This is a genomic window from Pseudomonas entomophila, from assembly GCF_023277925.1.
GTDB lineage: Bacteria > Pseudomonadota > Gammaproteobacteria > Pseudomonadales > Pseudomonadaceae > Aquipseudomonas > Aquipseudomonas entomophila_D.
The window spans coordinates 5,485,994-5,510,501 of the sequence record NZ_CP063832.1 but is presented as its reverse complement, the minus strand read 5'-3'; the positions used below and the strand labels follow the sequence as shown (position 1 = coordinate 5,510,501).

Here is a 24,508-nt window from a genome sequence, read left to right as displayed (position 1 = left end):
CGACGGCCTTCAGAACGGGTCAGAGCAGCACCACATCGTATTGTTCCTGGGAGTACATCGACTCGACCTGGAAGCGAATGGTCCGTCCGATGAACGCTTCCAGTTCGGCGACATTGCCCGACTCTTCGTCGAGCAGGCGGTCGACCACCTTCTGGTTGGCCAGTACCCGATAACCCTCGGCCTGGTAGGCGCGGGCCTCGCGCAGGATCTCACGGAAGATTTCGTAACATATTGTCTCGGGGGTCTTCAGCTTGCCCCGCCCCTGGCAGGCGGCACACGGCTCGCACAGCACCTGCTCGAGGCTTTCGCGGGTACGCTTGCGGGTCATCTGCACCAGGCCCAGCTCGGTGATGCCGATGATGTTGGTCTTGGCGTGATCACGCTCGAGTTGCTTCTCCAGGGTACGCAGGACCTGGCGCTGATGCTCCTCGTCCTCCATGTCGATGAAGTCGATGATGATGATCCCGCCGATATTGCGCAGGCGCAGTTGCCGGGCAATCGCGGTGGCCGCCTCGAGGTTGGTCTTGAAAATGGTCTCTTCGAGGTTGCGATGGCCGACGAACGCACCGGTGTTGACGTCGATGGTGGTCATCGCCTCGGCCGGGTCGACCACCAGGTAGCCACCGGACTTGAGCGGCACCTTGCGTTCCAGGGCACGCTGGATTTCGTCCTCGACCCCGTACAGGTCGAAGATCGGTCGCTCGCCGGGATAATGCTCGAGGCGATCAGCGATCTCGGGCATCAACTCGGCGACGAACTGCGTGGTCTTCTGGAAGGTTTCCCGCGAATCGATGCGAATCTTCTCGATTTTCGGGTTGACCAGGTCACGCAGCGTGCGCAGCGCCAGGCCAAGGTCCTCGTAGATCACGGTGGGGGCGCCACAGGTGCTGATCTGAGCGCCGATCTGCTCCCACAGGCGGCGCAGGTAACGAATGTCCTGGAGGATGTCTTCAGCGCGGGCGCCTTCGGCGGCGGTGCGCAGGATGAAGCCACCGGCATCCTTCATGTCTTCCTGGGCCATGCAGTCGTTGACCACTTGCTTGAGGCGTTCGCGCTCGGCTTCTTCCTCGATCTTCAACGAAATCCCGACATGGCTGCTGCGTGGCATGTACACCAGGTAGCGCGAGGGGATCGACAGCTGGGTGGTCAGGCGCGCGCCCTTGGTGCCGATCGGGTCCTTGGTTACTTGCACCACCAGCGCCTGGCCCTCGTGCACCAACGCAGTGATGGTCTCCACCGCCGAGCCTTCACGCTGCGAGATCTCCGAGGCATGGATGAACGCCGCGCGCTCCAGGCCGATGTCGACGAAGGCCGCCTGCATGCCCGGCAACACCCGCACCACCTTGCCCTTGTAGATATTGCCAACGATGCCGCGGCGCTGGGTCCGCTCCACGTGCACTTCCTGCAGGACGCCGTTCTCTACCACCGCCACGCGTGACTCCATCGGGGTGATGTTGATCAGGATCTCTTCACTCATGGCACGCTCTCGTCAAAGGTCTGGGGTAATGATGGATCGCAGCAAGGTGGCTGGCTAGCGCTGGGCGGCATCCTCTTGCAGTTGCCAGCAGGGGATGGTGAATTGCTCGAGCAGTTTCGCCGTCTCGCTCAAGGGCAGGCCGACCACTGATGAATAGCTGCCTTCGATGCCACTGACGAACACCGCGCCCAGGCCTTGGATGGCATAGCCGCCAGCTTTGTCCAGCGGCTCGCCGCTGGCCCAGTAGCGCAGTGCTTCCTCGAAGGAGATGGTACGAAAACGCACGGTGGTGGTGACGCAGCAGCTCAGGCTGCGCTGGCCATCGGTCACCGCCACGGCGGTCAGCACCTGGTGCTCGCGCTCGGACAGATCGCCGAGCATGGCCAGCGCTTGCTCGCGGTTTTCGGGTTTGCCGAGGATGTTGCCATCGAGCACCACGGTAGTGTCGGCGCCCAACACCACACCGCTGCCATCGGTATGGGCGAAACCGGCCACGGCCTTGGCCTGCGCCAGACGTTCGACATAGGCCGCCGGCGCTTCGCCAGGCAACGGGGTTTCATCGATGGGCGCGCTGACGACGACGAACGGCACGCCGATCTGGGCCAGGAGTTCACGGCGACGTGGCGAGCCGGAGGCCAGGTACAACTGGGTCATGCAGACATCTCCCTGTCAGTGGCGGCGGCCGTCAGTGGATATGCAGGCGCAGGCGCATGCCACGCAGGGCAAAGCTGATCCACGGCCAGAGCAAGGCGCTGATCACCGCCGACCACACCAGGGCCAACGTTGGCAGGCGGTTGCCGGTAAGGGCGCTGAGCCACAGCTGGATCAGCTGGGCGATACCGAAAATCACCAGGATCACCAGGCTCTGCTGCCACATGGGGAACATGCGCAAGCGCTGCTGCAACGACAGCACGAGGAAGGTGATGAGCGTGAGAATCAGGGCATTCTGCCCCAGCAGGGTGCCATACAGCACATCCTCGGCCAGACCCAGCACGAACGCGGTGGTCATGCCGACCTTGCCGGGCACGGCCAGGGCCCAGAATGCCAGCAGCAAGGCCAGCCACATGGGCCGGAACACTTCCATGAACTGCGGCAGGGGCGAAACGCTGAGCAACAGGCCGATGGCGAACGTCAACCAGATGACCCAGCCGTTTCTGTTACGCGTGCTGGCCATTCATTGTCTCCGGGGTTGAGCGGGCGCGGCGGGCGGATGGGGCGCTGCGGCGGGCGTCGTGGCGGGTGCCACAGGCACGGCCTGGCTGGCCGGAGCAGGCGTCACCGGGGTGGCGGGCGCCTGGCCGTGGTTGGCCCCCTGGCGATCGGCTTCTTCCTGAGCGATCGCCGCCTCGGTGGCACGCTCTTCCGGCGTGCGCCGGTCACTGAACACCAGCAGCATGTAGCGGCTGCGGTTGAGCGCGGCGGTGGGGATGGCGCGAACGATGGCGAATGGCTGGCCGGAATCGTGGATCACTTCGTTTACCGTGGCCACCGGGTAACCGGCCGGGAAGCGCTGGCCCATGCCGGAACTTACCAGCAGGTCGCCTTCCTTGACGTCGGCAGTGTCGGCCACATGGCGCAGTTCCAGGCGCTCCGGGTTACCGGTACCGCTGGCGATGGCGCGCAGGCCATTGCGGTTGACCTGCACCGGGATGCTGTGGGTGGTGTCGGTCAGCAGCAGCACACGCGAGGTGTACGGCATCAGCTCGACCACCTGGCCCATCAGGCCACGGGCATCGAGCACCGGCTGGCCGAGGAACACGCCGTCGCGCTCGCCCTTGTTGATCAGGATACGGTGGGTGAACGGGTTGGGGTCGACGCCGATCAGTTCGGCGACCTCGACCTTCTCGTTGACCAGCGCCGAAGAGTTGAGCAGCTCGCGCAGGCGCACGTTCTGCTCGGTCAGGGCCGCCAGTTTCTGCAACCGCCCCTGCAGCAGCAAGGCTTCGGTCTTGAGCTTCTCGTTTTCGGCGATCAGCTCAGTGCGGCTGCCGAACTGGCCCGCCACGCCCTGCCAGGCCCGCTGGGGCAGGTCGGTGATCCAGTAGGATTCCATCAACACCAGGCCCATCTGGCTGCGCACGGGCTTGAGCAGGTCGAAGCGCGAGTCGACCACCATCAGCGCGACCGACAGCACCACCAGCACAAGCAGGCGAACGCCCAGCGAAGGGCCCTTGGAGAAAAGCGGTTTAATGGGCCGTTCCTCGTGGACGACGATTCAGGAGGTCATGGGACATGGGAACGCACCGGCCTGCTTGCGGGTTGACGAAAACGACGCCGGAACGGGCGCCAGCACAGCGCATACAGGTAGCACTGTGCGTGCTACCTGTAAACCTGGATGCTTTCTGCAGCGCCTGCGATCACTCGCTGGAGAGCAGGTCCATGGCGTGCTTGTCCATCATCTCCAGCGCACGGCCGCCACCGCGGGCGACGCAGGTCAGCGGGTCTTCGGCGACGATCACCGGCAGGCCGGTTTCCTGGGCCAGCAGCTTGTCCAGGTCGCGCAGTAGCGCGCCACCACCGGTCAGCACCAGGCCGCGCTCGGCGATGTCGGAGGCTAGCTCCGGCGGCGACTGCTCGAGGGCGCTCTTGACCGCCTGGACGATGGTCGCCAGCGATTCCTGCAGCGCTTCGAGCACTTCATTGGAGTTCAGGGTGAAGGCACGCGGTACACCCTCAGCCAGGTTGCGGCCACGAACGTCGACTTCACGCACTTCGCCACCTGGATAAGCGGTACCGATTTCCTGCTTGATGCGCTCGGCGGTGGATTCGCCGATCAGGCTACCGTAGTTACGACGCACGTAGGTGACGATGGCTTCGTCGAAGCGGTCGCCGCCGACGCGGACGGACTCGGCGTAGACCACGCCGTTCAGCGAGATCAGAGCGATTTCAGTGGTACCGCCACCGATGTCGACGACCATCGAGCCACGGGCTTCTTCAACCGGAAGGCCGGCACCGATGGCGGCGGCCATGGGCTCTTCGATCAGGAATACTTCGCGGGCACCGGCACCGAGGGCCGATTCGCGAATGGCACGACGTTCGACCTGAGTCGATTTGCAGGGTACGCAGATCAGCACGCGGGGGCTGGGCTGCAGGAAGCTGTTTTCGTGCACTTTGTTGATGAAGTACTGCAGCATCTTTTCGCAGACGCTGAAGTCGGCGATCACACCGTCCTTCATCGGACGAATGGCAGCGATGTTGCCTGGAGTACGGCCGAGCATGCGCTTGGCTTCGGTCCCGACTGCGACGACGCTTTTCTGGGTGCCGTGGGTACGGATGGCAACCACCGAGGGCTCATTCAGGACGATACCGCGCTCACGCACGTAAATAAGGGTGTTGGCAGTACCCAGGTCGATGGACAGATCGCTGGAGAACATGCCACGCAGTTTCTTGAACATGGGAAAGTGACCCTGGGGAAAGCGTGGGTAAAAAAGTGCGGCAAACTCTAACAATGGCAGGGATTTTGGGCAAGGAGCCAATATGTTAAATTGGCTGTTTTTCCGAGCATGCCTGCCGATGATCGCGGCCCTTTGACCGCCAGAATCCTGACATGTTCCTCATTTGCGGACCCATTCCGCATTTCGTTTCCCTGGAGATCCCCATGGCGCTTCAACGCTCCGACGTGGAAAAGATCGCCCATCTGGCCCGCCTGGGCCTGAATGAAGGCGAACTGCCACGCATTACCGACGCCTTGAACAGTATTCTCGGGCTGGTCGACCAGATGCAAGCCGTCGACACCAGCGGTATCGAGCCCCTGGCCCACCCGCTGGAGACCACCCAGCGTCTGCGTCCCGACCAGGTCACCGAAAGCAACCAGCGCGACCGCTACCAGGCCGTCGCGCCGTCGACCGAGAACGGCCTGTATCTCGTACCGAAAGTCATCGATTAAGGGAAGGCGCCTGCCATGCATCAATTGACCCTGGCCGAGATCGCCCGCGGACTCGCCGACAAGTCGTTCTCCTCGGAAGAACTGACCGGCACACTGCTGTCGCGCATCAAGCAGCTCGACCCGCAACTCAACAGTTTCATCACCGTCACCGAAGAGCAGGCCCTGCACCAGGCCCGCGCCGCCGATGCCCGCCGCGCCGCCGGCGAGACCGGCGCGCTGCTCGGCGCGCCGATTGCCCACAAGGACCTGTTCTGCACCCAGGGCGTGCGCACCAGCTGCGGCTCGAAGATGCTCGACAACTTCACCGCCCCCTACGACGCCACCGTGGTCGCCAAGCTGGCCGAAGCCGGCATGGTCACGCTGGGCAAGACCAACATGGACGAATTCGCCATGGGCTCGGCCAACGAGTCCAGCCACTACGGCGCGGTGAAGAACCCGTGGAACCTCGAGCACGTGCCGGGCGGTTCGTCCGGTGGTTCGGCCGCCGCCGTGGCCGCGCGCCTGCTGCCAGCCACCACCGGCACCGACACCGGCGGCTCGATCCGCCAGCCGGCGGCGCTGACCAACCTCACCGGCCTGAAACCGACCTACGGTCGCGTTTCGCGCTGGGGCATGATCGCCTACGCCTCGAGCCTCGACCAGGGCGGCCCGCTGGCCCGCACCGCCGAAGACTGCGCCCTGCTGCTGCAAGGCATGGCCGGCTTCGACAGCAAGGACTCGACCTCGGTCGACGAGCCCGTACCGAACTTCAGCGCCGACCTCAACGCCTCGCTGCAGGGCCTGCGCATCGGCCTGCCGAAAGAGTACTTCGGCGCCGGTCTCGACCCGCGCATCGCAGAGCTGGTCCAGGCCAGCGTCAAGGAGCTGGAACGGCTCGGCGCGGTGGTCAAGGAAATCAGCCTGCCGAACATGCAGCACGCCATCCCGGCGTACTACGTGATCGCCCCGGCCGAGGCCTCCTCCAACCTGTCACGTTTCGACGGCGTACGCTTCGGCCACCGCTGCGCGGACCCGAAAGACCTGACCGACCTGTACAAGCGCTCCCGTGGCGAAGGCTTCGGCGTTGAAGTGCAGCGCCGCATCATGGTCGGCACCTACGCCCTGTCGGCCGGCTACTACGACGCCTACTACGTCAAGGCGCAGCAGATTCGCCGCCTGATCAAGAACGACTTCGTCGCCGCATTCAACGATGTCGACGTGATCCTCGGCCCCACCACCCCCAACCCGGCCTGGAAGCTCGGCGCCAAGAGCGCCGACCCGGTCGCCGCGTACCTGGAAGACGTCTACACCATCACCGCCAACCTGGCGGGCCTGCCTGGCCTGTCGATGCCGGCCGGCTTCGTCGATGGCCTGCCGGTAGGCGTGCAACTGCTGGCCCCGTATTTCCAGGAAGGCCGCCTGCTCAACGTCGCGCACCGTTACCAGCAAGTCACCGACTGGCACACCCGCGCCCCTAACGGCTTCTGAGGAGTTCACACATGCAATGGGAAGTTGTGATCGGGCTGGAGATTCATACCCAGCTCGCCACCCAGTCGAAGATCTTCTCCGGCAGCGCCACCACCTTCGGTTCCGAACCGAACACCCAGGCCAGCCTGATCGACCTGGGGATGCCCGGCGTGCTGCCGGTGCTCAACCAGGAAGCTGTGCGCATGGCGTGCATGTTCGGCTTGGCGATCGACGCCGAAATCGGGCCGCGCAACGTGTTCGCACGCAAGAACTACTTCTACCCCGACTTGCCCAAGGGCTACCAGATCAGCCAGATGGACCTGCCGATCGTCGGCAAGGGCCACCTGGACATCGCCCTGGAAGACGGCACGATCAAGCGCATCGGCGTGACCCGCGCGCACCTTGAAGAGGATGCCGGCAAGAGCCTGCACGAAGACTTCAATGGCGCCACCGGCATCGACCTGAACCGAGCCGGCACCCCGCTGCTGGAAATCGTCTCCGAGCCGGACATGCGCAGCGCCAAGGAAGCCGTGGCCTACGTCAAGGCGATCCACGCCCTGGTGCGTTACCTGGGCATCTGCGACGGCAACATGGCCGAAGGTTCGCTGCGTTGCGACTGCAACGTCTCGGTGCGCCCGAAAGGCCAGACCGAATTCGGCACCCGCTGCGAGATCAAGAACGTCAACTCGTTCCGCTTTATCGAGCGCGCGATCAACAGTGAGATCCAGCGCCAGATCGACCTGATCGAGGACGGCGGCAAGGTGGTGCAGGAAACCCGCCTGTACGACCCGAACAAAGACGAGACCCGCTCCATGCGCAGCAAGGAGGAAGCCAACGACTATCGTTACTTCCCCGACCCCGACCTGCTGCCAGTGGTCATCGAGCAAAGCTTCCTCGACAGCGTGCGCGCCGCCCTGCCGGAGCTTCCCACACAGAAGGTCGAGCGCTTCCAGAGCCAGTACGGCCTCTCTGCGTACGACGCCAACGTGCTGGCCTCCAGCCGCGAACAGGCCGACTACTTCGAACAGGTGGTCAGCATCGGCGGCGACGCCAAGCTGGCGGCCAACTGGGTCATGGTCGAGCTGGGCAGCCTGCTGAACAAGCTGGGCGTCGAGATCGACCAGTCGCCGGTCAGCGCGGAACAACTCGGTGGCATGTTGCTGCGTATCCGCGACAACACCATCAGCGGCAAGATCGCCAAGACCGTGTTCGAGGCCATGGCCGCCGGTGAAGGTGACGCCGACAGCATCATCGAAAGCAAGGGCCTCAAGCAGGTCACCGACACCGGCGCGATCGACAAGATGCTCGACGAGATGCTCGCTGCCAACGCTGAGCAAGTCGAACAGTACCGCGCCGCCGACGAGGCCAAGCGCGGCAAGATGTTCGGCTTCTTCGTCGGCCAGGCGATGAAGGCGTCGAAGGGCAAGGCCAACCCGGGGCAAGTGAACCAATTGCTCAAGGCCAAGCTCGAAGGGTGACCTGAGAACGCGGCGAGGGCTTTGCCCTTGATCGCGGATGAAGCCGTTCTTTCAAGCGGCTTCATCCGCGATGGGCCGCACAGCGGCCCCATTTGCGGAGCATCCGAATTGCTGAAGCGATCCCTCGCCACCCTCACCCTCTTCTCCCTCCTGGCCGGCTGTGCCAGCCACGACATCGACCCCCGCGGTTACAACGAAACCGGCACCGCCTCCTACTACGGCTCACGCCACCACGGCAAACGCACTGCCAGCGGCGAACCCTTCAACCAGCACGGCCTCACCGCCGCCCACCGCAGCCTGCCCTTCGGCAGCCGGGTGCTGGTCACCAACCTCGACAATCAACGCAGCGTCGTGGTCCGCATCAATGACCGAGGCCCCCACACCCGCGGCCGACTGATCGACCTGTCACGGGCGGCAGCGGAAAAAATCGGCATGCTCCGTAGCGGAACGGCGCGAGTCCGGGTACAAGGTCTGAGCGATTGACCTGACTGGAGCCCTCGCCATTTTCGACCTGGCCACCCTCCCCACCTTCAGCCTCCTGCAACTGGGCCTGGGCCTGGTGCTGCTGATCATCGGTGCCGAACTGCTGGTGCGCGCGGCCTTGCGCCTGGCCACCCGCCTGCATGTGCGCCCGCTGATCATCGGCCTGAGCCTGGTGGCCTTCGGTAGTACCGCGCCACAATTGACCGTGAGCCTGCAGGCCGCCTATCAAGGCGCACCGGACGTCGCGGTGGGCAGCGTGGTCGGCAGCAACATCTTCAACGTGCTGGTGATTCTCGGCCTGGCGGCGCTGATCATCCCCTTGCGTGTTTCCCGCCAGCTGGTGCGCCTGGACATCCCCCTGATGATCGCAGCCAGCGGTCTGGTCTACCTGCTGGCCGGCAACGGCATGCTGGGGCGTGTCGAAGGGCTGGTGCTGCTGCTCGGATTACTGGGCTACCTGCTCATGCTCTGGCACCAGTCGCGCCACTATGCCCGTACCTATCCCGCCCCGAGCGCGGCCCACACGAGCGCCGTGCGATTCTGGAGCGGCGCACTGCTGCAGATCGCACTGGGGCTCGGCTTGCTCAGCCTGGCCGGCCACCTGTTGCTGGAGGCCGCCGTGGAAGTGGCGACCGACCTGGGGTTGTCCGAGCGAATCATCGGTTTGACCGTGGTCGCCGTGTGCACATCACTACCAGAGCTCGCCGCCGCACTGATCGCCGCCCTGCGCGGTGAGCGGGAAATCGCGGTGGGCACGGTGATCGGCAGCAACCTGTTCAACCTGCTGGCGGTGCTGGGGCTGACGGCACTTGTCACACCCGAGCCGCTGTCGATCTCACCTAATGCGCTGGGCTTCGACCTCCCCGTGATGCTCGGCGTGGCAGCACTGTGCCTGCCGGTCTTCTACTCCGGCTACCGGGTCACCCGTGCCGAAGGCGTGGTGTTCCTCTGCCTTTACCTAGCCTATGGCCTGCATGTGGTGGCCTTCACCACCGGCATGCCGCTGGCCGGCCGCCTTGAACAACTGATGCTGTTCTATGTGATGCCTGTGCTCGGGATCGTGCTGCTGTACACCACGGCCCGCGCCTGGCGCCGCCAACATTAAGGAAAACGACATGGCTGACACGAAACAGACCGGCGAGAGCATTCGCCGCCAGGTGATGGGGGATGCGTTCGTCGACCGCGCCCTGGGTAACGCGACCGCATTCACTCAACCGCTGCAGGACTTCGTCAACGAGCATGCCTGGGGCAGCGTCTGGGCACGTGACGGGCTGCCACTGAAAACCCGCAGCCTGATCACCCTGGCCACGCTGACCGCGCTCAAGTGCCCGCAGGAGCTCAAGGGGCATGTGCGTGGTGCGCTGAACAATGGCTGTACGGTGGAGGAGATCCGCGAGGCGCTGCTGCATTGCGCGGTGTATGCCGGGGTGCCGGCGGCGATCGATGCATTCCGCGCCGCGCAGGAAGTGATCGACAGCTACGAAGGCTGAGTGGCCAGCGGCCCTTTCGCCGGCAAGCCGGCCCCTACAGGTATTGCACGCCCTGTAGGAGCCGGCTTGCCGGCGACACTGGCTACATCATTGGGCCTGACGGGCCTTCTTCATGCGGAACGCCACCCACAACACCAGAATCCACGCCGGAATCAGCATCACCGAGATGCGGATTGGCGGCGTCAGGTACATCACCACCAGAATCAGCACGATGAACGCCAGGCACAGGTAGTTGGTCAGCGGGTGCCCCCAGCTGCGATAGAACGGCGTGATGCCGGCTGCCAGTTTGGCTTTGCGGAACTTCAGGTGGGTGATGCTGATGCTCGCCCAGTTGATCACCAGCGCCGACACCGCCAACGCCATCAGCAGCCCGAAGGCCTCGCCCGGCATGAGGTAGTTGATCACCACGCACAGCCCGGTGGCGAATGCCGAAACGCCCAATGCGGTAAGCGGCACACCACGGCGGCTGACCTTGAGCAACTGACGCGGCGCATCACCCTGCGTAGCCAGGCCGAACAGCATGCGGCTGTTGGCGTACACGCAACTGTTGTAGACCGACAGTGCCGCCGTCAGTACCACGATGTTGAGGATGGTCGCGACCAGGTCGCTGTCCAGCTCGTGGAAGATCATCACGAACGGGCTACCGCCCTGCACCACCTTCTGCCACGGGTACAACGACAACAGCACCGCCAGCGCACCTATGTAGAAGATCAGGATGCGGTAGACCACCTGGTTGGTGGCTTTGGGGATGCTTTCACGCGGGTTGGCGGCTTCGGCGGCGGTGATGCCCACCAGTTCCAGGCCACCGAACGAGAACATGATCACCGCCAAGGCCATGACCAGACCCGTCACGCCGTTGGGGAAGAAGCCACCGTACTGCCAGAGGTTGGCGACGCTGGCATCCGGGCCACCGTGGCCGCTGGCCAGCAGCCAGGCACCGAAGCCGATCATGCTGACGATGGCCACCACCTTGACCAGGGCGAACCAGAACTCCATTTCACCGTACACCTTCACCTGGGTCAGGTTGATGGCGTTGATGACCACGAAGAAGATCGCCGCCGTGGCCCAGGTGGGGAAGTCTGGCCACCAGTACTGCACGTAGATGCCCACCGCAGTGAGCTCGGCCATTCCGACCAGCACGTACACCACCCAGTAGTTCCAGCCCGAGACGAAGCCGGCGAACTCGCTCCAGTACTGGTGGGCGAAGTGGCTGAAGCTGCCGGCGACCGGTTCCTCGACCACCATCTCGCCCAGCTGGCGCATGATCAGGAAAGCCATCAGGCCGGCGACGGCATAGCCCAGCAGCACCGAGGGGCCGGCCAGCTGGATGGTCTGAGCAATGCCCAGGAACAATCCGGTGCCGATGGCGCCACCCAGCGCGATCAGCTGGATATGGCGATTCTTCAGCCCGCGCTGCAACTGCGCGGGCGTGCTCTGGTCTTGCATGAAGTGTCCTTTCAATGAGGCCGTATTGTTAGTGTTGCTTGCTGTCATGGGCTAGATCCATCCACCCCATTGCAAGAAGAAGATACCGATGTTCGTGGTGATCGCCGCCATCAAGGTGGTGATCACGATGATCGACGCCGCCAGTTCATGATTGCCATTCGCCGCCCGCGCCATCACATAGCTGGCCGCCGCGGTGGGGCTGCCGATGTAGAGGAACAAGATGCCCAGCTCCGCGCCACGAAAACCACACAACCAGGCGCCCAGCGTCCCCAGCAGTGGCAGCCAGACCATTTTCACCAGGCTGACGTCGAACGCCAGCCGACCACTGTCGCGCAGCGCCGCCATCGACAAGGTGCCACCGATGCAGATCAGCGCCAGCGGCAGGGTCATCTGCGCCAAATAGTCACCTGAAGTGAGCAGCCAGTTGGGCAGCGGCACTTGGCCATAAGCCATGGGCGTGGCCAGCAGCACGCTGATGATCAACGGGTTGCTGAGGATGCTCTTGCAGATGCTCCACGGGTCGGACTTCAGGTCCGGGCTGTACACCGCCAGTACCACGGCCGACAGCGAGTTGTACATGAGGATCACCAGCCCGGCCAGTACCGCGCCGAGGGATATACCGTAGTCGCCATACAGGCTGGCCGCCAGTGCCAGGCCGATCACGCCATTGTTGCCGCGAAACGCACCCTGGGTGTAGATGCCCCGGTCTGCCGGCGGGCAGCGCCAGATCGCCAGGCACCAGGCCAGGCCGAAGCACACCAGCGTGGCGGCGATGAAGTAGAGGATCACCCCGGGCTTGACCGCCGTCGCCAGGTCGGCGTGGTAGATGCCGAGGAACAGCAGTGCCGGCATGCACACGTTGAACACCAGCGTCGAAGCGACCTTGTTGAAGTTGTCGTCGATCAAGCGGATGCGCTTGAGCAGCACGCCCATGAACAGCATGGCGAACACAGGTGCCGTGATGTTCAGTGTCTGGATGAGAAGGGCGAGCATGCAGCGCGATCCTGAGGGTATTCGTCAGGGGAGCAATCATACGTCAGTGCCAGGGGCTTGCGCCCGCCGCAGGTGCCGGTTACCCGCACAAACAGACCTTGACGTAGGAAAAATCCAGCTTAAGATAAAAATCACTGTACATACATACAGTATAAAAATGGATAATCCAGACATTGCAAGGAGCAAATCATGTCAGGCATGCAAACCCCGCCTGCGGCCATTCAGGCCCAGGCCAGCTTGGTGGTCGCCGACCTCGACCAGTTGTTCGACATACAGGGCGTCGCCCTGCCCGGGCCGGACAGCCACCTTGTGCTGGTGATGCACGGGCATCACACACTCAAGTACCACCGTTTTGCCGTACCGCCCACGCCCCCCAAGCGTGGCCCGGAACTGTTCTTCGAAGGCGCAGAACACACCGCCATCGGCGACAACACCCTGCTGCGCTTCGAGGCCGGGCAGGCAGGCATCCCTGCCCATCAGTCGCCGCTGCCGCTGCCCAATGGCCTGAGCCTGACCTACGGCCAGGTGATCGCCCTAGGCGGCGACTTCTACGGCGTGCCCGAACGCCCGATCGCCGATGGTGCCAACGAGGCCGAGCGCCTCGAACGCTTCACCCAGGCGTTCGACGCCCTCGCCCGCCTCCCGGCGGCCAAAAGCGAAGCCGAATCGATCCTGGCCGTCATGCAGGAAGAAATCAGCGCCGCCAACCAGGCCATCAAGGATGGCCGTCAGCCTCACGAAGCCTATGACGCGCTGGGTGACACCCTCTCGGCACGCTGGAACCGCATCACCGGCGGCGGCAGCTTCGCCTCCGACCTGTTCCCCCTGGGCCGCTACCTGAAACTGGCCGCCAGCAACTGGGACCATTTCGGCCCCTGGGCCCTGCTGGCCTACCAGGCCGGCCACGCCTGTGCCCTGCAGCAAGCCGTGAAGGCACGTGCCAGCGGCAACGAGCGCGACCTGCAACTGGCCTATGCAATGAACGCCTTCGCCGACCACTTCCTCACCGACCTGTTCTCCGCCGGCCACCTACGGGTGCCGCGCAAGGCGCTGGCCGACACCGTCACCCCCAGCGACGTCGGCTCGCTGATCGCGCGCTTCATGCACGACGAGGACAGCAAGTACGGCCTGGCCGTGCGCAATGCCGAAGGCGAGCAATGGCGCGCCTATGGTGACAAGCGCTACTTCGACACCGTCGACGTGGCCAACCGTCGCCAGGTCGGGCGCGCCGTGCAACGCTCGGCCGATGAAGTGTTCCAGGCCTTCGTCGACGGCCGCGCGCCGCAGGCCAAGGATTACGCGGCCCTGCGCCTGGTGCCGGACCTGCGCGCCGCCGAGCAGGACCTGGTGCCCGGCAACTTCGCCCCGCTGTACGTTTACGACGGCAAGACCGTGTTGCGACGCAAGGACGTCAACGACCTCAATGACCGCAACCGCACCGCCGACTGGTGGGGTTGGAGCACTTACCTGCTGCTCAAGGACTACAAACCAAACAAGCCCACGGGCTTCATCGAGGCGCCAACCGGCTCACCGGCGATCGTCGCCAATGGCTGGCAGCGCCGTGAGCCCGATGGCCTCAACTGGCAGCGTGGCAATGCCGTGCGTTATGCCTTCAGCGTGACCGAACAGTTCAATGAGTCCTATATCGGCCCGTGGAGCACGTATGCCGAACTGACCGACCAGTTCCACCCGACCGTGCAAGTGCCGGTGGACGGCAGGCAGCGCGGGCGCAACCTGTTCCGCCAGTTCCGCGGCGGCTCGCCAGAGCTGATCGCCAGCCTGGATGGCAAGGCAACTACGTACATCGATCGCAACGCGTGACAAGGAGGTCACAGATGAACATCAGGATCAAACTGGAGCTGGCTTCGGGCCAGTCGTTGGAAGGCATGCCGCTGGAGCTGCTGCGGGCGGGCAAGGTGATTGGCCGGGCCAAGGTGCCGGCGGGAGGGCTGGTGGCGTTCGAGGCACCTGCGGGCAACGGGCAATTGGCGGTGCGAGTTGATCGGTCGGGGGTGAAAGCCTGATAGAAAGCGGTGCCCCATTCGCCGGCAAGCCGGCTCCTACGGGTATGTGTAGGAGTCGGCTTGCCGGCGAACCCGTCAGCGACGAACCGGGCGTTTCTGCAACTTGCGCTGCAGGGTGCGCCGGTGCATGCCCAGCGCCCGCGCCGTGGCGGAGATATTGCCTTCGTGCTCACCCAGCACGCGCTGGATGTGTTCCCACTGCAGCCGATCCACCGACATCGGGTTTTCCGGCACCAGCGTGTCCAGGTCGGTGTGCTCCGAAAGCAATGCCGCCAATACGTCGTCAGCGTCAGCCGGCTTGCACAGGTAGTTGCAGGCACCGCGCTTGACCGCCTCGACTGCCGTGGCGATGCTCGAGTAGCCGGTCAGGATCACCACGCGCATCTCCGGGTCCAGCGCCAGCAGCTTGGGCAGCAGCACCAGGCCTGAGTCGCCTTCCATCTTCAGGTCCAGCGTGGCGTAGTCCGGCAGGTCCTGCTCGGCCAGCTTCAGGCCTTCTTCGGCGGAACCCGCGGTGCTCACGCGGAACCCGCGACGGGCCATGGCCCGCGCCATCACCCGGGTAAAGGTGGCGTCGTCGTCCACCAGCAGCAGGTGCGGCAGCTCTTCGCCTTCAACCTGGTTTTCTTCGCTCATCATGCATCTCCTCGCTTGCCATGGGGCAGGCGCAATTCGGTCAGGGTGCCACCCTGCTCATGACTATAGAGTTTCACCGAACCGCCCGCACGCGTCACGCTGGCCTTGCTCAAGAACAGGCCCAGGCCGAAGCCTTTGCCCTTGGTGGTAATGAAGGGTTTGCCGATGGCTTCGGCGATGGCCGGCGGTACGCCCGGGCCGTGATCGCGGATGCTGATGACGATGTCGTGGGCGTCCCAGTCCAGGCGCACCTCCAGATCGTCCGGGCAGGCATCGGCTGCATTGTTCAACAGGTTCAACAGGGCCTGGGTCAGGTCCGGTGGCGGTGTCAGGCGCGGCACCACGCCGTCGCGCAGGCGCTGGAAACGGTAGCTGGCTTCGGGGCGCATCAGGTGCCAGCGATTGAGCGCTTCGTCGAGCCAGGCGGTGACGTCCTGCTCGACGATGGCCAGGCGCCGGTTGGCCTCGGCGGCGCGCACCAGCTGCTGCAGGGTTTCCTTGCACAGCTTGACCTGGTCCTGGAGGATCTGCAGGTCTTCCTGCAACAGGGGGTCGGCGTGGTCCTGGCGCATCTCGTTAAGCAGCACGCTCATGGTCGCCAGCGGGGTGCCCAGTTCATGGGCGGCGCCGGCGGCCTGGGTGGCCACGGCCAGCAACTGTTCGTCGCGCAGGCTTTCTTCACGCCGCTCGGCGCGCAGGTTTTCCTGCTGGCGCAGTTCCTCGGCCATGCGCGCGGCGAAGAAGGTGATTACCCCCGCCGCCAGGGCAATGCTCAGCCACATGCCGTAGACCTGCATGGTGTCGCGCGCCAGCGGCAGCGTTTCCAGCGGGTAGTACTGCACCAGCAACAGGCTGTAGGCCACCAGCGCGATCCCCGACAGCACCAGCGAATAGATCCACGGCAGCGTGACCGCGGCAATCGCCAGCGGCACCAGGTAATAAGAAACGAAGGGGTTGGTCGAACCGCCCGAGTAATACAGCAGGGCACTGTGGATCAGCAGGTCACAGGCCAGTTGCAAGGCGTACTCGAGCTCGGTGACCGGCAACGACAGGCGCAGGCGCAGGGCGGTGAAGGCACACAGCAGTGACGACAGGGCCAGGGTCACCGCCAGCGAGAACCACGGCAGTGGCAGCAGTTCGGTCCAGTAGGCCACGCCCACCGAACCGGCCTGGGCCGCCAGGACGAGGATGCGAATGAAGGTCAGGCGCCAGAGGTTCTGGCGTGTAGCGGACAGCGGATGTGCGGCGGCGAGCATGAGCTCTCCCGATGAGTGCTCCAGGAAAATCGGCTGGAGTATACCGAAGCCAGGCGCCTCGCTGCAGCAATGCGGCAAAGCGCCACACTTTGTCACAGATTCATGATGGCACTTTTGAACCCACTACACTCACTCCGGTCTGATCGGCCATGCGTGGGGTGAATATCGTTCCGCGCTTTATATATTGCCAAGGAGTTCCACATGCACATCTCCCGTCGCAGCAAAGCCTTCGCCCTGTCCTGCGGCATGCTCGCCAGCCTGCCCGCCCTGGCGGCCGACGAGCCACGCTACAACCAGGTCTCGCTGCGCGCCGAAGTCAGCAAGGAAGTGGCACGCGACCTGATGGTCGTGACGCTGTACAGCGAATCGCAAAACAGTGATCCGGGCAAGCTGGCCAAGGAAATCACCGAGACCATGAACAAGGCGGTGCAGCAGGCCCGCCAGGTCAATGAGGTGAAGATCAGCCAGGGCAGCCGCAACAGCTACCCGATCTACGACACCAAGGGTCAGAAGATCACCGGCTGGCGCGAGCGCGCCGAGCTGCGCCTGGAGAGCGCCGATTTCCCGGCCCTGTCCAAGCTGACCGGCGAGCTGCTGCAGGACCTGAAGATGGGCGGCATGGACTTCTCCATCGCCCCCGCCACCCGCAAGAACAATGAGGACGAGTTGCTCAAGGATGCCGTCGCGGCCTTCAAGGCACGCGCCCAACTGGCCACCGAGGCCCTGGGTGGCAAAGGCTACAAGGTGGTCAGCCTGAACCTGAACAGCAGCGGCTACCCGCGCCCATACCTGCGCAGCGCGCCGATGGCGATGATGGCCAAGGGCGCCGCCGATGAAGCCGCGCCGGCACCCGATATCGAAGCCGGTACGAGCGAAGTCAGCATGACTGCCGATGGCCTGATCGAAGTTCAGGTGCCCTGACCCATCCAGTTGGATGTCCGGGACGGATAAGACCGTCTCGGACAGTAGTTTCAGCCCTTTCCTACGCCCCAAACGGGTGCATCCGCTTGTCACTTTTAGCGCGAAACATCTTGAAATTTCCGCGTCAAACGACCGCGCAAACGATCAACATTCGCCAAAGTTATATGGATGCGACATCCATGTACGTCCGTCCCACATTTTTGCCGCCAACCATCCCGCTGAGTGTTGCATTGGGAATAGCCCCTGCATAAGTATCCGCAGGTCGGCTCACGAGGCCGCCTCAATTCGAAAAATGACAACAATGAGGCCACCATGCTCAAACACGCAGTCATCCCGTTCCTGGTCAGTGCAGGCTTGCTAGCCGGCGCTCCGTCCGCCCTCGCCGCGACCAACCTGGTGTTCTGCTCCGAAGGCAGCCCGGCCGGTTTCGACCCTGGCCAGTACACCACCGGGACCGACTTTGACGCCTCCGCCGAAACCATCTTCAACCGCCTGACGCAATTCGAGCGCGGCGGCACCGCGGTGATCCCGGGCCTGGCCACCAAGTGGGAAGTCTCCGACGACGGCAAGACGTACACCTTCCACCTGCGCGACGGCGTGAAGTTCCATACCACCGAGTACTTCAATCCCACCCGTGAATTCAACGCCGACGACGTGCTGTTCACCTTCAACCGCATGCTCGACAAGAACCATCCCTTCCGCAAGGCCTACCCCACCGAGTTCCCCTATTTCACCGACATGGGCATGGACAAGAACATCGCCAAGGTCGAGAAGGTCGATGACCACACCGTGCGTTTCGCCCTCAACGAAGTGGATGCTGCGTTCATCCAGAACCTCGCCATGAGCTTCGCCTCCATCCAGTCCGCCGAATACGCCGACCAGCTGCTCAAGGAAGGCAAGGCCGCCGATATCAACCAGAAACCCATCGGCACCGGCCCGTTCGTGTTCAGCAAGTACCAGAAGGACGCGCAAATCCGCTACAAGGGCAACAAAGACTACTGGAAGCCCGAGGACGTGAAGATCGACAACCTGATCTTCGCCATCAGCACCGACGCCTCGGTGCGCATGCAGAAACTCAAGAAGAACGAATGCCAGGTCACCCTGTTCCCGCGCCCAGCCGACATCAAGCCGCTGAAAGAGGATCCGAAGCTGAAGATGCCTGACCAGGCCGGCTTCAACCTCGGCTACATCGCCTACAACGTGATGGACAAGGTCAAGGGCAGCAACGAACCCAACCCACTGTCGCAACTGAAGGTGCGCGAAGCGCTGGACATGGCGGTGAACAAGCCGCAGATCATCGAGTCGGTCTATCAAGGCGCCGGCCAGTTGGCGGTCAACGCCATGCCACCGACGCAATGGTCCTACGACACCACGATCAAGGATGCCAAGTACGACCCTGAGAAAGCGAAACAGCTGCTCAAGGAGGCCGGCATCAAGGAAGGCACCGAGATCACCCTGTGGGCCATGCCGGTGCAGCGCCCGTACAACCCCAACGCCAAGCTGATGGCCGAGATGCTGCAATCGGACTGGGCCAAGGTCGGCATCAAGGCCAAGATCGTCAGCTACGAGTGGGGCGAGTACATCAAGCGCTCCAAGGGCGGCGAGCAGGGCGCCATGCTGATTGGCTGGAGCGGCGACAATGGCGACCCGGACAACTGGCTGGGCACCCTCTACGGCTGCGATGCAATGGACGGCAACAACTTCTCCAAGTGGTGCTACAAGCCGTACGACGACCTGATCAAGCAAGCCAAGGCCACCCCCGACCAGGCCAAGCGCACCGAGCTGTACAAGCAGGCGCAACACATCCTCAAGGAGCAGGTGCCGATCACCCCGATCGCCCACTCCACCGTGTATCAGCCCATGAGCACGAAAGTGAAGGACTTCAAGATCAGCCCCTTCGGCCTGAACTCCTTCTACGGGGTAAGCGTGGACAACTAACGGCCGCGACCGTCCTGTCGAAGCTTTCGGCAGGACGGCGACGCGACCGGGTGACACGTAGGGCCATTCCCTAGCGCTCACCGGACAGCTCCCGCTCACTTATCAGTATCTGACTCAGCTTCCCGCATTCTGGCGCTTCTATCGTCAGGGCCGGGACGTTGCAGCCGCGTTTTGCCTGTCGCGGCCGAAATACACGGACAAAGGATCTGCCATGCGCCTCACGACACTGAGTTCCACCCTGCTCGCCCTCGGCCTGCTGAGCCAGGCGCCGCTCGTCGCGGCCAACAACCTGGTGTTCTGCTCCGAGGGCAGCCCGGCCGGTTTCGACACCGCCCAATACACCGCGGCCACCGACAACGACGCCGCCGAACCGATCTACAACCGCCTCGTCGAGTTCGAACGTGGCGGCACCGCGGTGCAGCCGGGCCTGGCCACCGACTGGCAAGTCTCGGACGATGGCTTGAAGTACACCTTCCACCTGCGGTCCGGCGTGAAGTTCCACGCCAACAAGAACTTCAAGCCCACCCGCGACTTCAACGCCGACGACGTGCTGTTCACCTTCAACCGCATGCTCGATAAGGGCCACCCCTTCCGCAAGGCCTACCCCACCGAGTTCCCCTACTTCATCAGCATGGGGCTGGACAAGAACATCGCCAAGGTCGAGAAGACCGCCCCGCTGACCGTGGTCTTCACCCTGAACACAGTCGATGCCGCGTTCTTGCAGAACATCGCCATGGCCTTTGCCTCGATCCTCTCCGCCGAGTACGCCGAGCACCTGTTGGCCAGCGGCAAGGCCAGCGATATCAACCAGAAACCGATCGGTACTGGCCCCTTCGTCTTCCAGCGCTACCAGAAGGATTCGCAGATCCGTTACAAGGGCAACAAGGACTACTGGGCCCCGGACTTGGTGAAGATCGACAACCTGGTGTTCTCCATCAACGTCGACCCGTCGGTGCGCATCCAGAAGCTGCGCCGCAACGAATGCCAGATCACCCTGCACCCACGCCCGGCCGACCTGCCCGCGCTCAAGCAGGACGACAAGCTGCAGGTGATGACGCAACCCGGCTTCAACCTCGGCTACATCGCCTACAACACAAAGCACCCACCGTTCGACCGCGTCGAAGTGCGCCAGGCCATGGACATGGCGGTGAACAAGCAAGCGATCATCCAGGCGGTCTACCAGGACGCCGGCCAGCCCGCGGTCAATGCCATGCCGCCCACCCAGTGGTCCTACGACACCTCGCTCAAGGACGCCCAGTACGACCCAGAAAAGGCCAAGCAACTGCTCAAGCAGGCCGGGGTCAAGGACGGCACCGAAATCACCCTGTGGGCCATGCCGGTGCAACGCCCCTACAACCCCAACGCCAAGCTCATGGCCGAAATGCTGCAATCGGACTGGAGCAAGCTCGGCTTCAAGGTACGTATCGTCAGCTACGAGTGGGGCGAGTACCTCAAGCGCATGAAGAACGGCGAGCACGACATCGCCCTGATCGGCTGGACCGGCGACAACGGTGACCCGGACAACTGGCTGGGCACCCTGTACAGCTGCGGCGCCATCGGCAGCAACAACTACTCGCTGTGGTGCGACGTGCAGTACGACACGCTGGTCAACAAGGCCAAGCAGGTCACCGACCGCGAGCAGCGCACCGCCCTCTACCAGAAGGCTCAGCAACGCCTCAAGCAACAGGTGCCGATCACTCCAGTGGCCCACTCCACGGTCAACCAGCCGCTCAGCATCAGCGTGAAAGACTTCAAGGTCAGCCCCTTCGGACGCAACGTATTTTCCGGCGTCAGCATCGATTGACCCTGCACCGCCCAGCCGGGCGTGAGACCCACTCCCGCGCCCGCGTGCAGCCCGGATTTGCCTGGTGACCCCAAGGCAAACACTTGCAGTACCGCGTTACCGCAGCAGGCCCGGCCCACAAGGCCGGGTGATAACTAAAAAAAATATAAAGGGAGCTTTAATCTTGAGACGTTTCACACTCACCGCATTAGCCTTGTCCGTCGGCGCCTTCAGCGCCCTGGCACTGGCCGAACCCGCCAGCCAGGACTTCGTTCCGGTCACGCTCAAGTCGAGCAGCGAGCAAGCCGAGAGCAAAGGCTTCATCGACGGCCAGAGCCTGTCCGGCAGCACCCGCAACTGGTATGCCCACGAACGCGCCACCCGCGCGCCGCTGTGGAAGTACTACAAGGGCGACGGCACCCAGCACGACACCCACAGCCGTAACAACTGGGTGCAGGGCACCATCCTCAACTACAGCTCGGGCTTCACCGAAGGCACCGTGGGCTTCGCTGTCGAGGCCGCGGCCTACAACGCCATCGCCCTCGAGCGCGGCCGCGCCGCCGTGGCCGGCCCCAACAACCGCACGCTCACCCACAGCGACGGCGATGTCATCGGCCAGTGGAGCAAGATGGGCCTGGGCAACGTCAAGGCGCGCGTCTCCAACACCACGCTGACCGTCGGTCGCCAGTCGGTCGACACGCCCATGATCGCCTACATCGGCAACCGTGCCCTGCCCTCGAGCTTCCAGGGTGCTTTCCTGCACAGCGCCGAGTTCGACAACCTGTCGTTCGACCTGGGCACGTTCGACCGCGTCTCGCCGCGTACCGAACAGAGCCTGAGCAAGTTCCGTAGCGAATACACGGCCAAGCGCGTGGAAACCGACCGCGCCAGCACCGTCGGCGTCAACTACCAGCCACTCAAGAGCCTGACCACCAGCTTCTACGCCACCCAGGTCGAAGACTTCTGGAACCAGTACTACGTCGGCGCCAACCATGTGCTGGGTGACAGCGCGGTGCTGAGCCTGACCACCGGTCTGAACTACTACAAGACCGTGGACGAAGGCAGCAAGAAGATGGGCGAGATCGACAACGACACCTACAGCCTATCGTTCGGCCTGACCCACCAGGCCCACACGCTCAGCGCCTCCTGGCAGCAGGTCAACGGCAACGAGTACTTCGACTACCTGCACGAAACCAACGGCATCTACCTGGCCAACTCCCTGCTGTCGGACTTCAACGGCCCGAACGAGAAATCCCTGCAGATCAGCTACGTGCTGAACATGGCGCCGTACGGTGTGCCGGGCCTCAAGTTCAACCTGTACAACGCTCGCGGCTGGGGCATCGATGGCACCCACTACAAGGGCACGATGTACGACGTCAAAGGCCTGGACGGTGAAACCCACTACGAGTGGGGCTTCGGTACCAGCTACGCGATACAGAGCGGCCCGCTGAAGGACACCGCCATTCGCGCCACCTACACCGCCCACCGCGCCAGCAAGGCCCAGGGCGATGGCAGCCTGGACGAGTTCCGCCTGGTCACCACCATTCCGTTCAACATCCTCTGACCGTTGCCGCCACGGCCCGATAAACAACGGGCCGTGGCGGCTACGCTGGAACAATGACTGCAGGGAGGTTCCATGAAATCGCTACCGCTACGCGCTGCCCTGGCAGCGGTCATCCTGGGCGCGGCGTCAAACCTGGCGGCCAAGCCGCTGGTGGTGTGCACCGAGGCGAGCCCCGAGGGCTTCGATATCGTCCAGTACACCACCGCCGTCACCGCCGATGCCACGGCCGAGGCCATCTTCAATCGCCTGGTCGACTTCAAGCCCGGCACCACCGAGATCCAGCCGGCCCTGGCCAAGAGCTGGGACGTCAGCCCCGACGGGCTGGTCTACACCTTCCATCTGCGTGAAGGTGTCAAGTTCCACACCACCGACTACTTCACCCCGACCCGCGACTTCAACGCCGACGACGTGCTGTGGAGCCTGAACCGCCAGCTGCGGCCCGACCACCCCTGGCATGACAAGACCAGCATCGGTTTCCCCTATTTCGAAAGCATGGCCTTCAAGGACCTGCTCAAGTCGGTCGAGAAGACCGACGACCACACCGTGGTGATCACCCTCACCCGCCCCGAGGCGCCGTTCCTGCGCGACATGGCCATGGCCTTCACCTCGATCTACTCCGCCGAGTACGGCGACCAGCTGCTCAAGGCCGGCAAGACCGCCGACCTCAACAGCAAACCAATCGGCACCGGCCCGTTCATCTTCCAGCGCTACAACAAGGATGCCCAGGTTCGCTACAAGGCCAACCCGGATTACTTCCGCGGCAAGCCACCGGCCGACGCGCTGATCTTCGCCATCGCCACCGACAGCAACGTGCGTCTGCAGAAACTGCGCGCCAACGAATGCCAGGTCGCCCTGTACCCCAAGCCTGACGACGTACCAGGCATCAAAACCGACCCGAAACTCAAGGTGGCGGAAATCGAGGCGCTGGTCACCGGCTACATCTCGATGAACACCCAGCACAAGTACCTGAGCGATGTGCGTGTGCGCAAGGCGATCAACATGGCCTTCGACCGCCAGACCCACGTCGACCAGCTGTTCGGCAAGGGCAATGCGTTGCCAGGCGTGAACCCGTACCCACCGACCATGATCGGCTATAACACCGACAACAAGAACCCGCCCCACGACCTGGACAAGGCCCGCGCCCTGCTCAAGGAAGCCGGCGTACCGGAAGGCACGGTGATCACCCTGTTCACCCGCAACGGCGGTGGCCCGACCAACCCCAACCCGCGTCTGTCCGCCGAAATGCTCCAGTCCGACCTGGCCAAGATCGGCATCAAGCTCGATATCCGCGTGATGGAATGGGCCGAAATGCTGCGCCGCGCCAAGAAAGGCGAAGCCGACCTGGTATCGGCAGGCTGGGCCGGCGACAACGGCGACCCGGACAACTTCCTCACCCCCATGCTCAGCTGCGACGCCGTCAAGAGCGGCGAGAACTACGCCCGCTGGTGCAACCAGAAATTCCAGGGCCTGATCACCCGGGCCCGCGAAGTGATCGACAACGACGAGCGCGCCAAGCTCTATAACGAGGCGTTGGCGGTGTACGATGAAGACCAGCCCTGGATCAGCATGGCCCACCCGAAAATGTTCACCGCCATGCGCGAGAACGTCGAAGGCTATGTGATCAACCCACTGACCAACAACAACTTCGCCACCACCAAGGTGAAGTAGAACAACAACGGCCGCCGGA

General features: G+C 63.6%; 22 protein-coding genes. 13 read left to right on the top strand and 9 right to left on the bottom strand.

What is annotated here, in order from left to right; all coding sequences use genetic code 11:
• Positions 1 to 19: 19 nt before the first annotated feature.
• The 5 genes from rng to mreB form a co-directional block, all read right to left on the bottom strand.
• Positions 20 to 1,477, bottom strand: a complete 1,458-nt coding sequence (gene rng / locus IM733_RS24430; protein ID WP_011532401.1) for a ribonuclease G — start codon at positions 1,475 to 1,477, stop codon at positions 20 to 22.
• A gap of 54 nt (positions 1,478 to 1,531) precedes the next feature.
• Positions 1,532 to 2,131 (bottom strand): Maf family protein, encoded by a 600-nt coding sequence (locus IM733_RS24425; protein ID WP_248918828.1) that lies wholly within the window; start codon positions 2,129 to 2,131, stop codon positions 1,532 to 1,534.
• A gap of 31 nt (positions 2,132 to 2,162) precedes the next feature.
• Positions 2,163 to 2,651 (bottom strand): rod shape-determining protein MreD, encoded by a 489-nt coding sequence (gene mreD, locus IM733_RS24420; RefSeq protein WP_248918827.1) that lies wholly within the window; start codon positions 2,649 to 2,651, stop codon positions 2,163 to 2,165.
• Positions 2,652 to 3,620: a rod shape-determining protein MreC gene (gene mreC, locus IM733_RS24415; protein ID WP_432760383.1), complete on the bottom strand. Its 969-nt coding sequence runs from the start codon at positions 3,618 to 3,620 to the stop codon at positions 2,652 to 2,654. It lies immediately after the preceding gene.
• A 214-nt stretch (positions 3,621 to 3,834) separates the two neighbouring features.
• Positions 3,835 to 4,872, bottom strand: coding sequence for a rod shape-determining protein MreB (gene mreB / locus IM733_RS24410; protein ID WP_011532397.1), 1,038 nt, complete (start codon positions 4,870 to 4,872; stop codon positions 3,835 to 3,837).
• A gap of 203 nt (positions 4,873 to 5,075) precedes the next feature.
• On the opposite strand from mreB, the gene gatC reads away from it, so the two are divergent.
• The 6 genes from gatC (at position 5,076) to IM733_RS24380 (ending at position 10,260) form a co-directional block, all read left to right on the top strand.
• Entirely contained in the window at positions 5,076 to 5,363 is a 288-nt protein-coding gene (gatC, locus tag IM733_RS24405) for an Asp-tRNA(Asn)/Glu-tRNA(Gln) amidotransferase subunit GatC (RefSeq protein ID WP_248918826.1), read from the top strand.
• Positions 5,364 to 5,378: 15 nt separating this feature from the next.
• Positions 5,379 to 6,830, top strand: coding sequence for an Asp-tRNA(Asn)/Glu-tRNA(Gln) amidotransferase subunit GatA (gatA, locus tag IM733_RS24400; protein WP_248918825.1), 1,452 nt, complete (start codon positions 5,379 to 5,381; stop codon positions 6,828 to 6,830).
• An 11-nt stretch (positions 6,831 to 6,841) separates the two neighbouring features.
• Entirely contained in the window at positions 6,842 to 8,287 is a 1,446-nt protein-coding gene (gene gatB, locus IM733_RS24395) for an Asp-tRNA(Asn)/Glu-tRNA(Gln) amidotransferase subunit GatB (RefSeq protein WP_248918824.1), read from the top strand.
• Positions 8,288 to 8,395: 108 nt separating this feature from the next.
• Entirely contained in the window at positions 8,396 to 8,770 is a 375-nt protein-coding gene (locus IM733_RS24390) for a septal ring lytic transglycosylase RlpA family protein (RefSeq protein WP_248918823.1), read from the top strand.
• 61 nt (positions 8,771 to 8,831) lie between these two features.
• Positions 8,832 to 9,875 (top strand): calcium/sodium antiporter, encoded by a 1,044-nt coding sequence (locus IM733_RS24385; protein WP_248921230.1) that lies wholly within the window; start codon positions 8,832 to 8,834, stop codon positions 9,873 to 9,875.
• Positions 9,876 to 9,885: 10 nt separating this feature from the next.
• Positions 9,886 to 10,260: a carboxymuconolactone decarboxylase family protein gene (locus IM733_RS24380; protein ID WP_248918822.1), complete on the top strand. Its 375-nt coding sequence runs from the start codon at positions 9,886 to 9,888 to the stop codon at positions 10,258 to 10,260.
• Positions 10,261 to 10,347: 87 nt separating this feature from the next.
• Here IM733_RS24380 and IM733_RS24375 read toward each other — a convergent pair whose 3' ends face one another.
• Positions 10,348 to 11,706 (bottom strand): amino acid permease, encoded by a 1,359-nt coding sequence (locus tag IM733_RS24375; RefSeq protein ID WP_248918821.1) that lies wholly within the window; start codon positions 11,704 to 11,706, stop codon positions 10,348 to 10,350.
• Positions 11,707 to 11,757: 51 nt separating this feature from the next.
• Positions 11,758 to 12,699: an AEC family transporter gene (locus IM733_RS24370; RefSeq protein WP_011532389.1), complete on the bottom strand. Its 942-nt coding sequence runs from the start codon at positions 12,697 to 12,699 to the stop codon at positions 11,758 to 11,760.
• A 189-nt stretch (positions 12,700 to 12,888) separates the two neighbouring features.
• Between IM733_RS24370 and IM733_RS24365 the strand changes: the two genes are divergently transcribed.
• Positions 12,889 to 14,520: a phospholipase gene (locus IM733_RS24365; RefSeq protein WP_248918820.1), complete on the top strand. Its 1,632-nt coding sequence runs from the start codon at positions 12,889 to 12,891 to the stop codon at positions 14,518 to 14,520.
• 14 nt (positions 14,521 to 14,534) lie between these two features.
• Positions 14,535 to 14,723: a hypothetical protein gene (locus tag IM733_RS24360; RefSeq protein ID WP_248918819.1), complete on the top strand. Its 189-nt coding sequence runs from the start codon at positions 14,535 to 14,537 to the stop codon at positions 14,721 to 14,723.
• Positions 14,724 to 14,798: 75 nt separating this feature from the next.
• Here the strand turns inward: IM733_RS24360 and IM733_RS24355 are convergent, their stop codons facing one another.
• Both IM733_RS24355 and IM733_RS24350 read right to left on the bottom strand, forming a co-directional pair.
• Positions 14,799 to 15,359, bottom strand: a complete 561-nt coding sequence (locus tag IM733_RS24355; RefSeq protein WP_248918818.1) for a response regulator transcription factor — start codon at positions 15,357 to 15,359, stop codon at positions 14,799 to 14,801.
• Positions 15,359 to 16,615 (bottom strand): ATP-binding protein, encoded by a 1,257-nt coding sequence (locus tag IM733_RS24350; protein WP_011532385.1) that lies wholly within the window; start codon positions 16,613 to 16,615, stop codon positions 15,359 to 15,361. The genes IM733_RS24355 and IM733_RS24350 overlap by 1 nt, the downstream gene beginning before the upstream one ends.
• Positions 16,616 to 16,816: 201 nt before the next feature.
• On the opposite strand from IM733_RS24350, the gene IM733_RS24345 reads away from it, so the two are divergent.
• The 5 genes from IM733_RS24345 (at position 16,817) to IM733_RS24325 (ending at position 24,489) form a co-directional block, all read left to right on the top strand.
• Positions 16,817 to 17,536, top strand: coding sequence for an SIMPL domain-containing protein (locus tag IM733_RS24345; RefSeq protein WP_248918817.1), 720 nt, complete (start codon positions 16,817 to 16,819; stop codon positions 17,534 to 17,536).
• Positions 17,537 to 17,848: 312 nt separating this feature from the next.
• Positions 17,849 to 19,474 carry an ABC transporter substrate-binding protein gene (locus IM733_RS24340; protein WP_248918816.1) on the top strand — a complete coding sequence of 542 codons (1,626 nt, stop codon included), beginning with the start codon at positions 17,849 to 17,851 and terminating at the stop codon, positions 19,472 to 19,474.
• Between the two features lie 211 nt (positions 19,475 to 19,685).
• Positions 19,686 to 21,278 (top strand): ABC transporter substrate-binding protein, encoded by a 1,593-nt coding sequence (locus tag IM733_RS24335; protein ID WP_248918815.1) that lies wholly within the window; start codon positions 19,686 to 19,688, stop codon positions 21,276 to 21,278.
• A gap of 163 nt (positions 21,279 to 21,441) precedes the next feature.
• Entirely contained in the window at positions 21,442 to 22,821 is a 1,380-nt protein-coding gene (locus IM733_RS24330) for an OprD family porin (protein WP_248918814.1), read from the top strand.
• Positions 22,822 to 22,893: 72 nt separating this feature from the next.
• The gene (locus tag IM733_RS24325; protein ID WP_248918813.1) at positions 22,894 to 24,489 is read left to right on the top strand and encodes an ABC transporter substrate-binding protein; all 1,596 of its coding nucleotides are present in this window, start codon (positions 22,894 to 22,896) and stop codon (positions 24,487 to 24,489) included.
• Positions 24,490 to 24,508: the final 19 nt, after the last annotated feature.

Excerpts from the sequence above, each read along its gene's own strand:
- rng (WP_011532401.1), bottom strand. The coding sequence starts at position 1,477 with ATGAGTGAAGAGATCCTGATCAACATCACCCCGATGGAGTCACGCGTG.
- IM733_RS24425 (WP_248918828.1), bottom strand. The coding sequence starts at position 2,131 with ATGACCCAGTTGTACCTGGCCTCCGGCTCGCCACGTCGCCGTGAACTC.
- mreD (WP_248918827.1), bottom strand. The coding sequence starts at position 2,651 with ATGGCCAGCACGCGTAACAGAAACGGCTGGGTCATCTGGTTGACGTTC.
- mreB (WP_011532397.1), bottom strand. The coding sequence starts at position 4,872 with ATGTTCAAGAAACTGCGTGGCATGTTCTCCAGCGATCTGTCCATCGAC.
- gatC (WP_248918826.1), top strand. The coding sequence starts at position 5,076 with ATGGCGCTTCAACGCTCCGACGTGGAAAAGATCGCCCATCTGGCCCGC.
- gatA (WP_248918825.1), top strand. The coding sequence starts at position 5,379 with ATGCATCAATTGACCCTGGCCGAGATCGCCCGCGGACTCGCCGACAAG.
- gatB (WP_248918824.1), top strand. The coding sequence starts at position 6,842 with ATGCAATGGGAAGTTGTGATCGGGCTGGAGATTCATACCCAGCTCGCC.
- IM733_RS24380 (WP_248918822.1), top strand. The coding sequence starts at position 9,886 with ATGGCTGACACGAAACAGACCGGCGAGAGCATTCGCCGCCAGGTGATG.
- IM733_RS24375 (WP_248918821.1), bottom strand. The coding sequence starts at position 11,706 with ATGCAAGACCAGAGCACGCCCGCGCAGTTGCAGCGCGGGCTGAAGAAT.
- IM733_RS24370 (WP_011532389.1), bottom strand. The coding sequence starts at position 12,699 with ATGCTCGCCCTTCTCATCCAGACACTGAACATCACGGCACCTGTGTTC.
- IM733_RS24365 (WP_248918820.1), top strand. The coding sequence starts at position 12,889 with ATGTCAGGCATGCAAACCCCGCCTGCGGCCATTCAGGCCCAGGCCAGC.
- IM733_RS24360 (WP_248918819.1), top strand. The coding sequence starts at position 14,535 with ATGAACATCAGGATCAAACTGGAGCTGGCTTCGGGCCAGTCGTTGGAA.
- IM733_RS24355 (WP_248918818.1), bottom strand. The coding sequence starts at position 15,359 with ATGAGCGAAGAAAACCAGGTTGAAGGCGAAGAGCTGCCGCACCTGCTG.
- IM733_RS24350 (WP_011532385.1), bottom strand. The coding sequence starts at position 16,615 with ATGCTCGCCGCCGCACATCCGCTGTCCGCTACACGCCAGAACCTCTGG.
- IM733_RS24345 (WP_248918817.1), top strand. The coding sequence starts at position 16,817 with ATGCACATCTCCCGTCGCAGCAAAGCCTTCGCCCTGTCCTGCGGCATG.
- IM733_RS24340 (WP_248918816.1), top strand. The coding sequence starts at position 17,849 with ATGCTCAAACACGCAGTCATCCCGTTCCTGGTCAGTGCAGGCTTGCTA.
- IM733_RS24335 (WP_248918815.1), top strand. The coding sequence starts at position 19,686 with ATGCGCCTCACGACACTGAGTTCCACCCTGCTCGCCCTCGGCCTGCTG.
- IM733_RS24325 (WP_248918813.1), top strand. The coding sequence starts at position 22,894 with ATGAAATCGCTACCGCTACGCGCTGCCCTGGCAGCGGTCATCCTGGGC.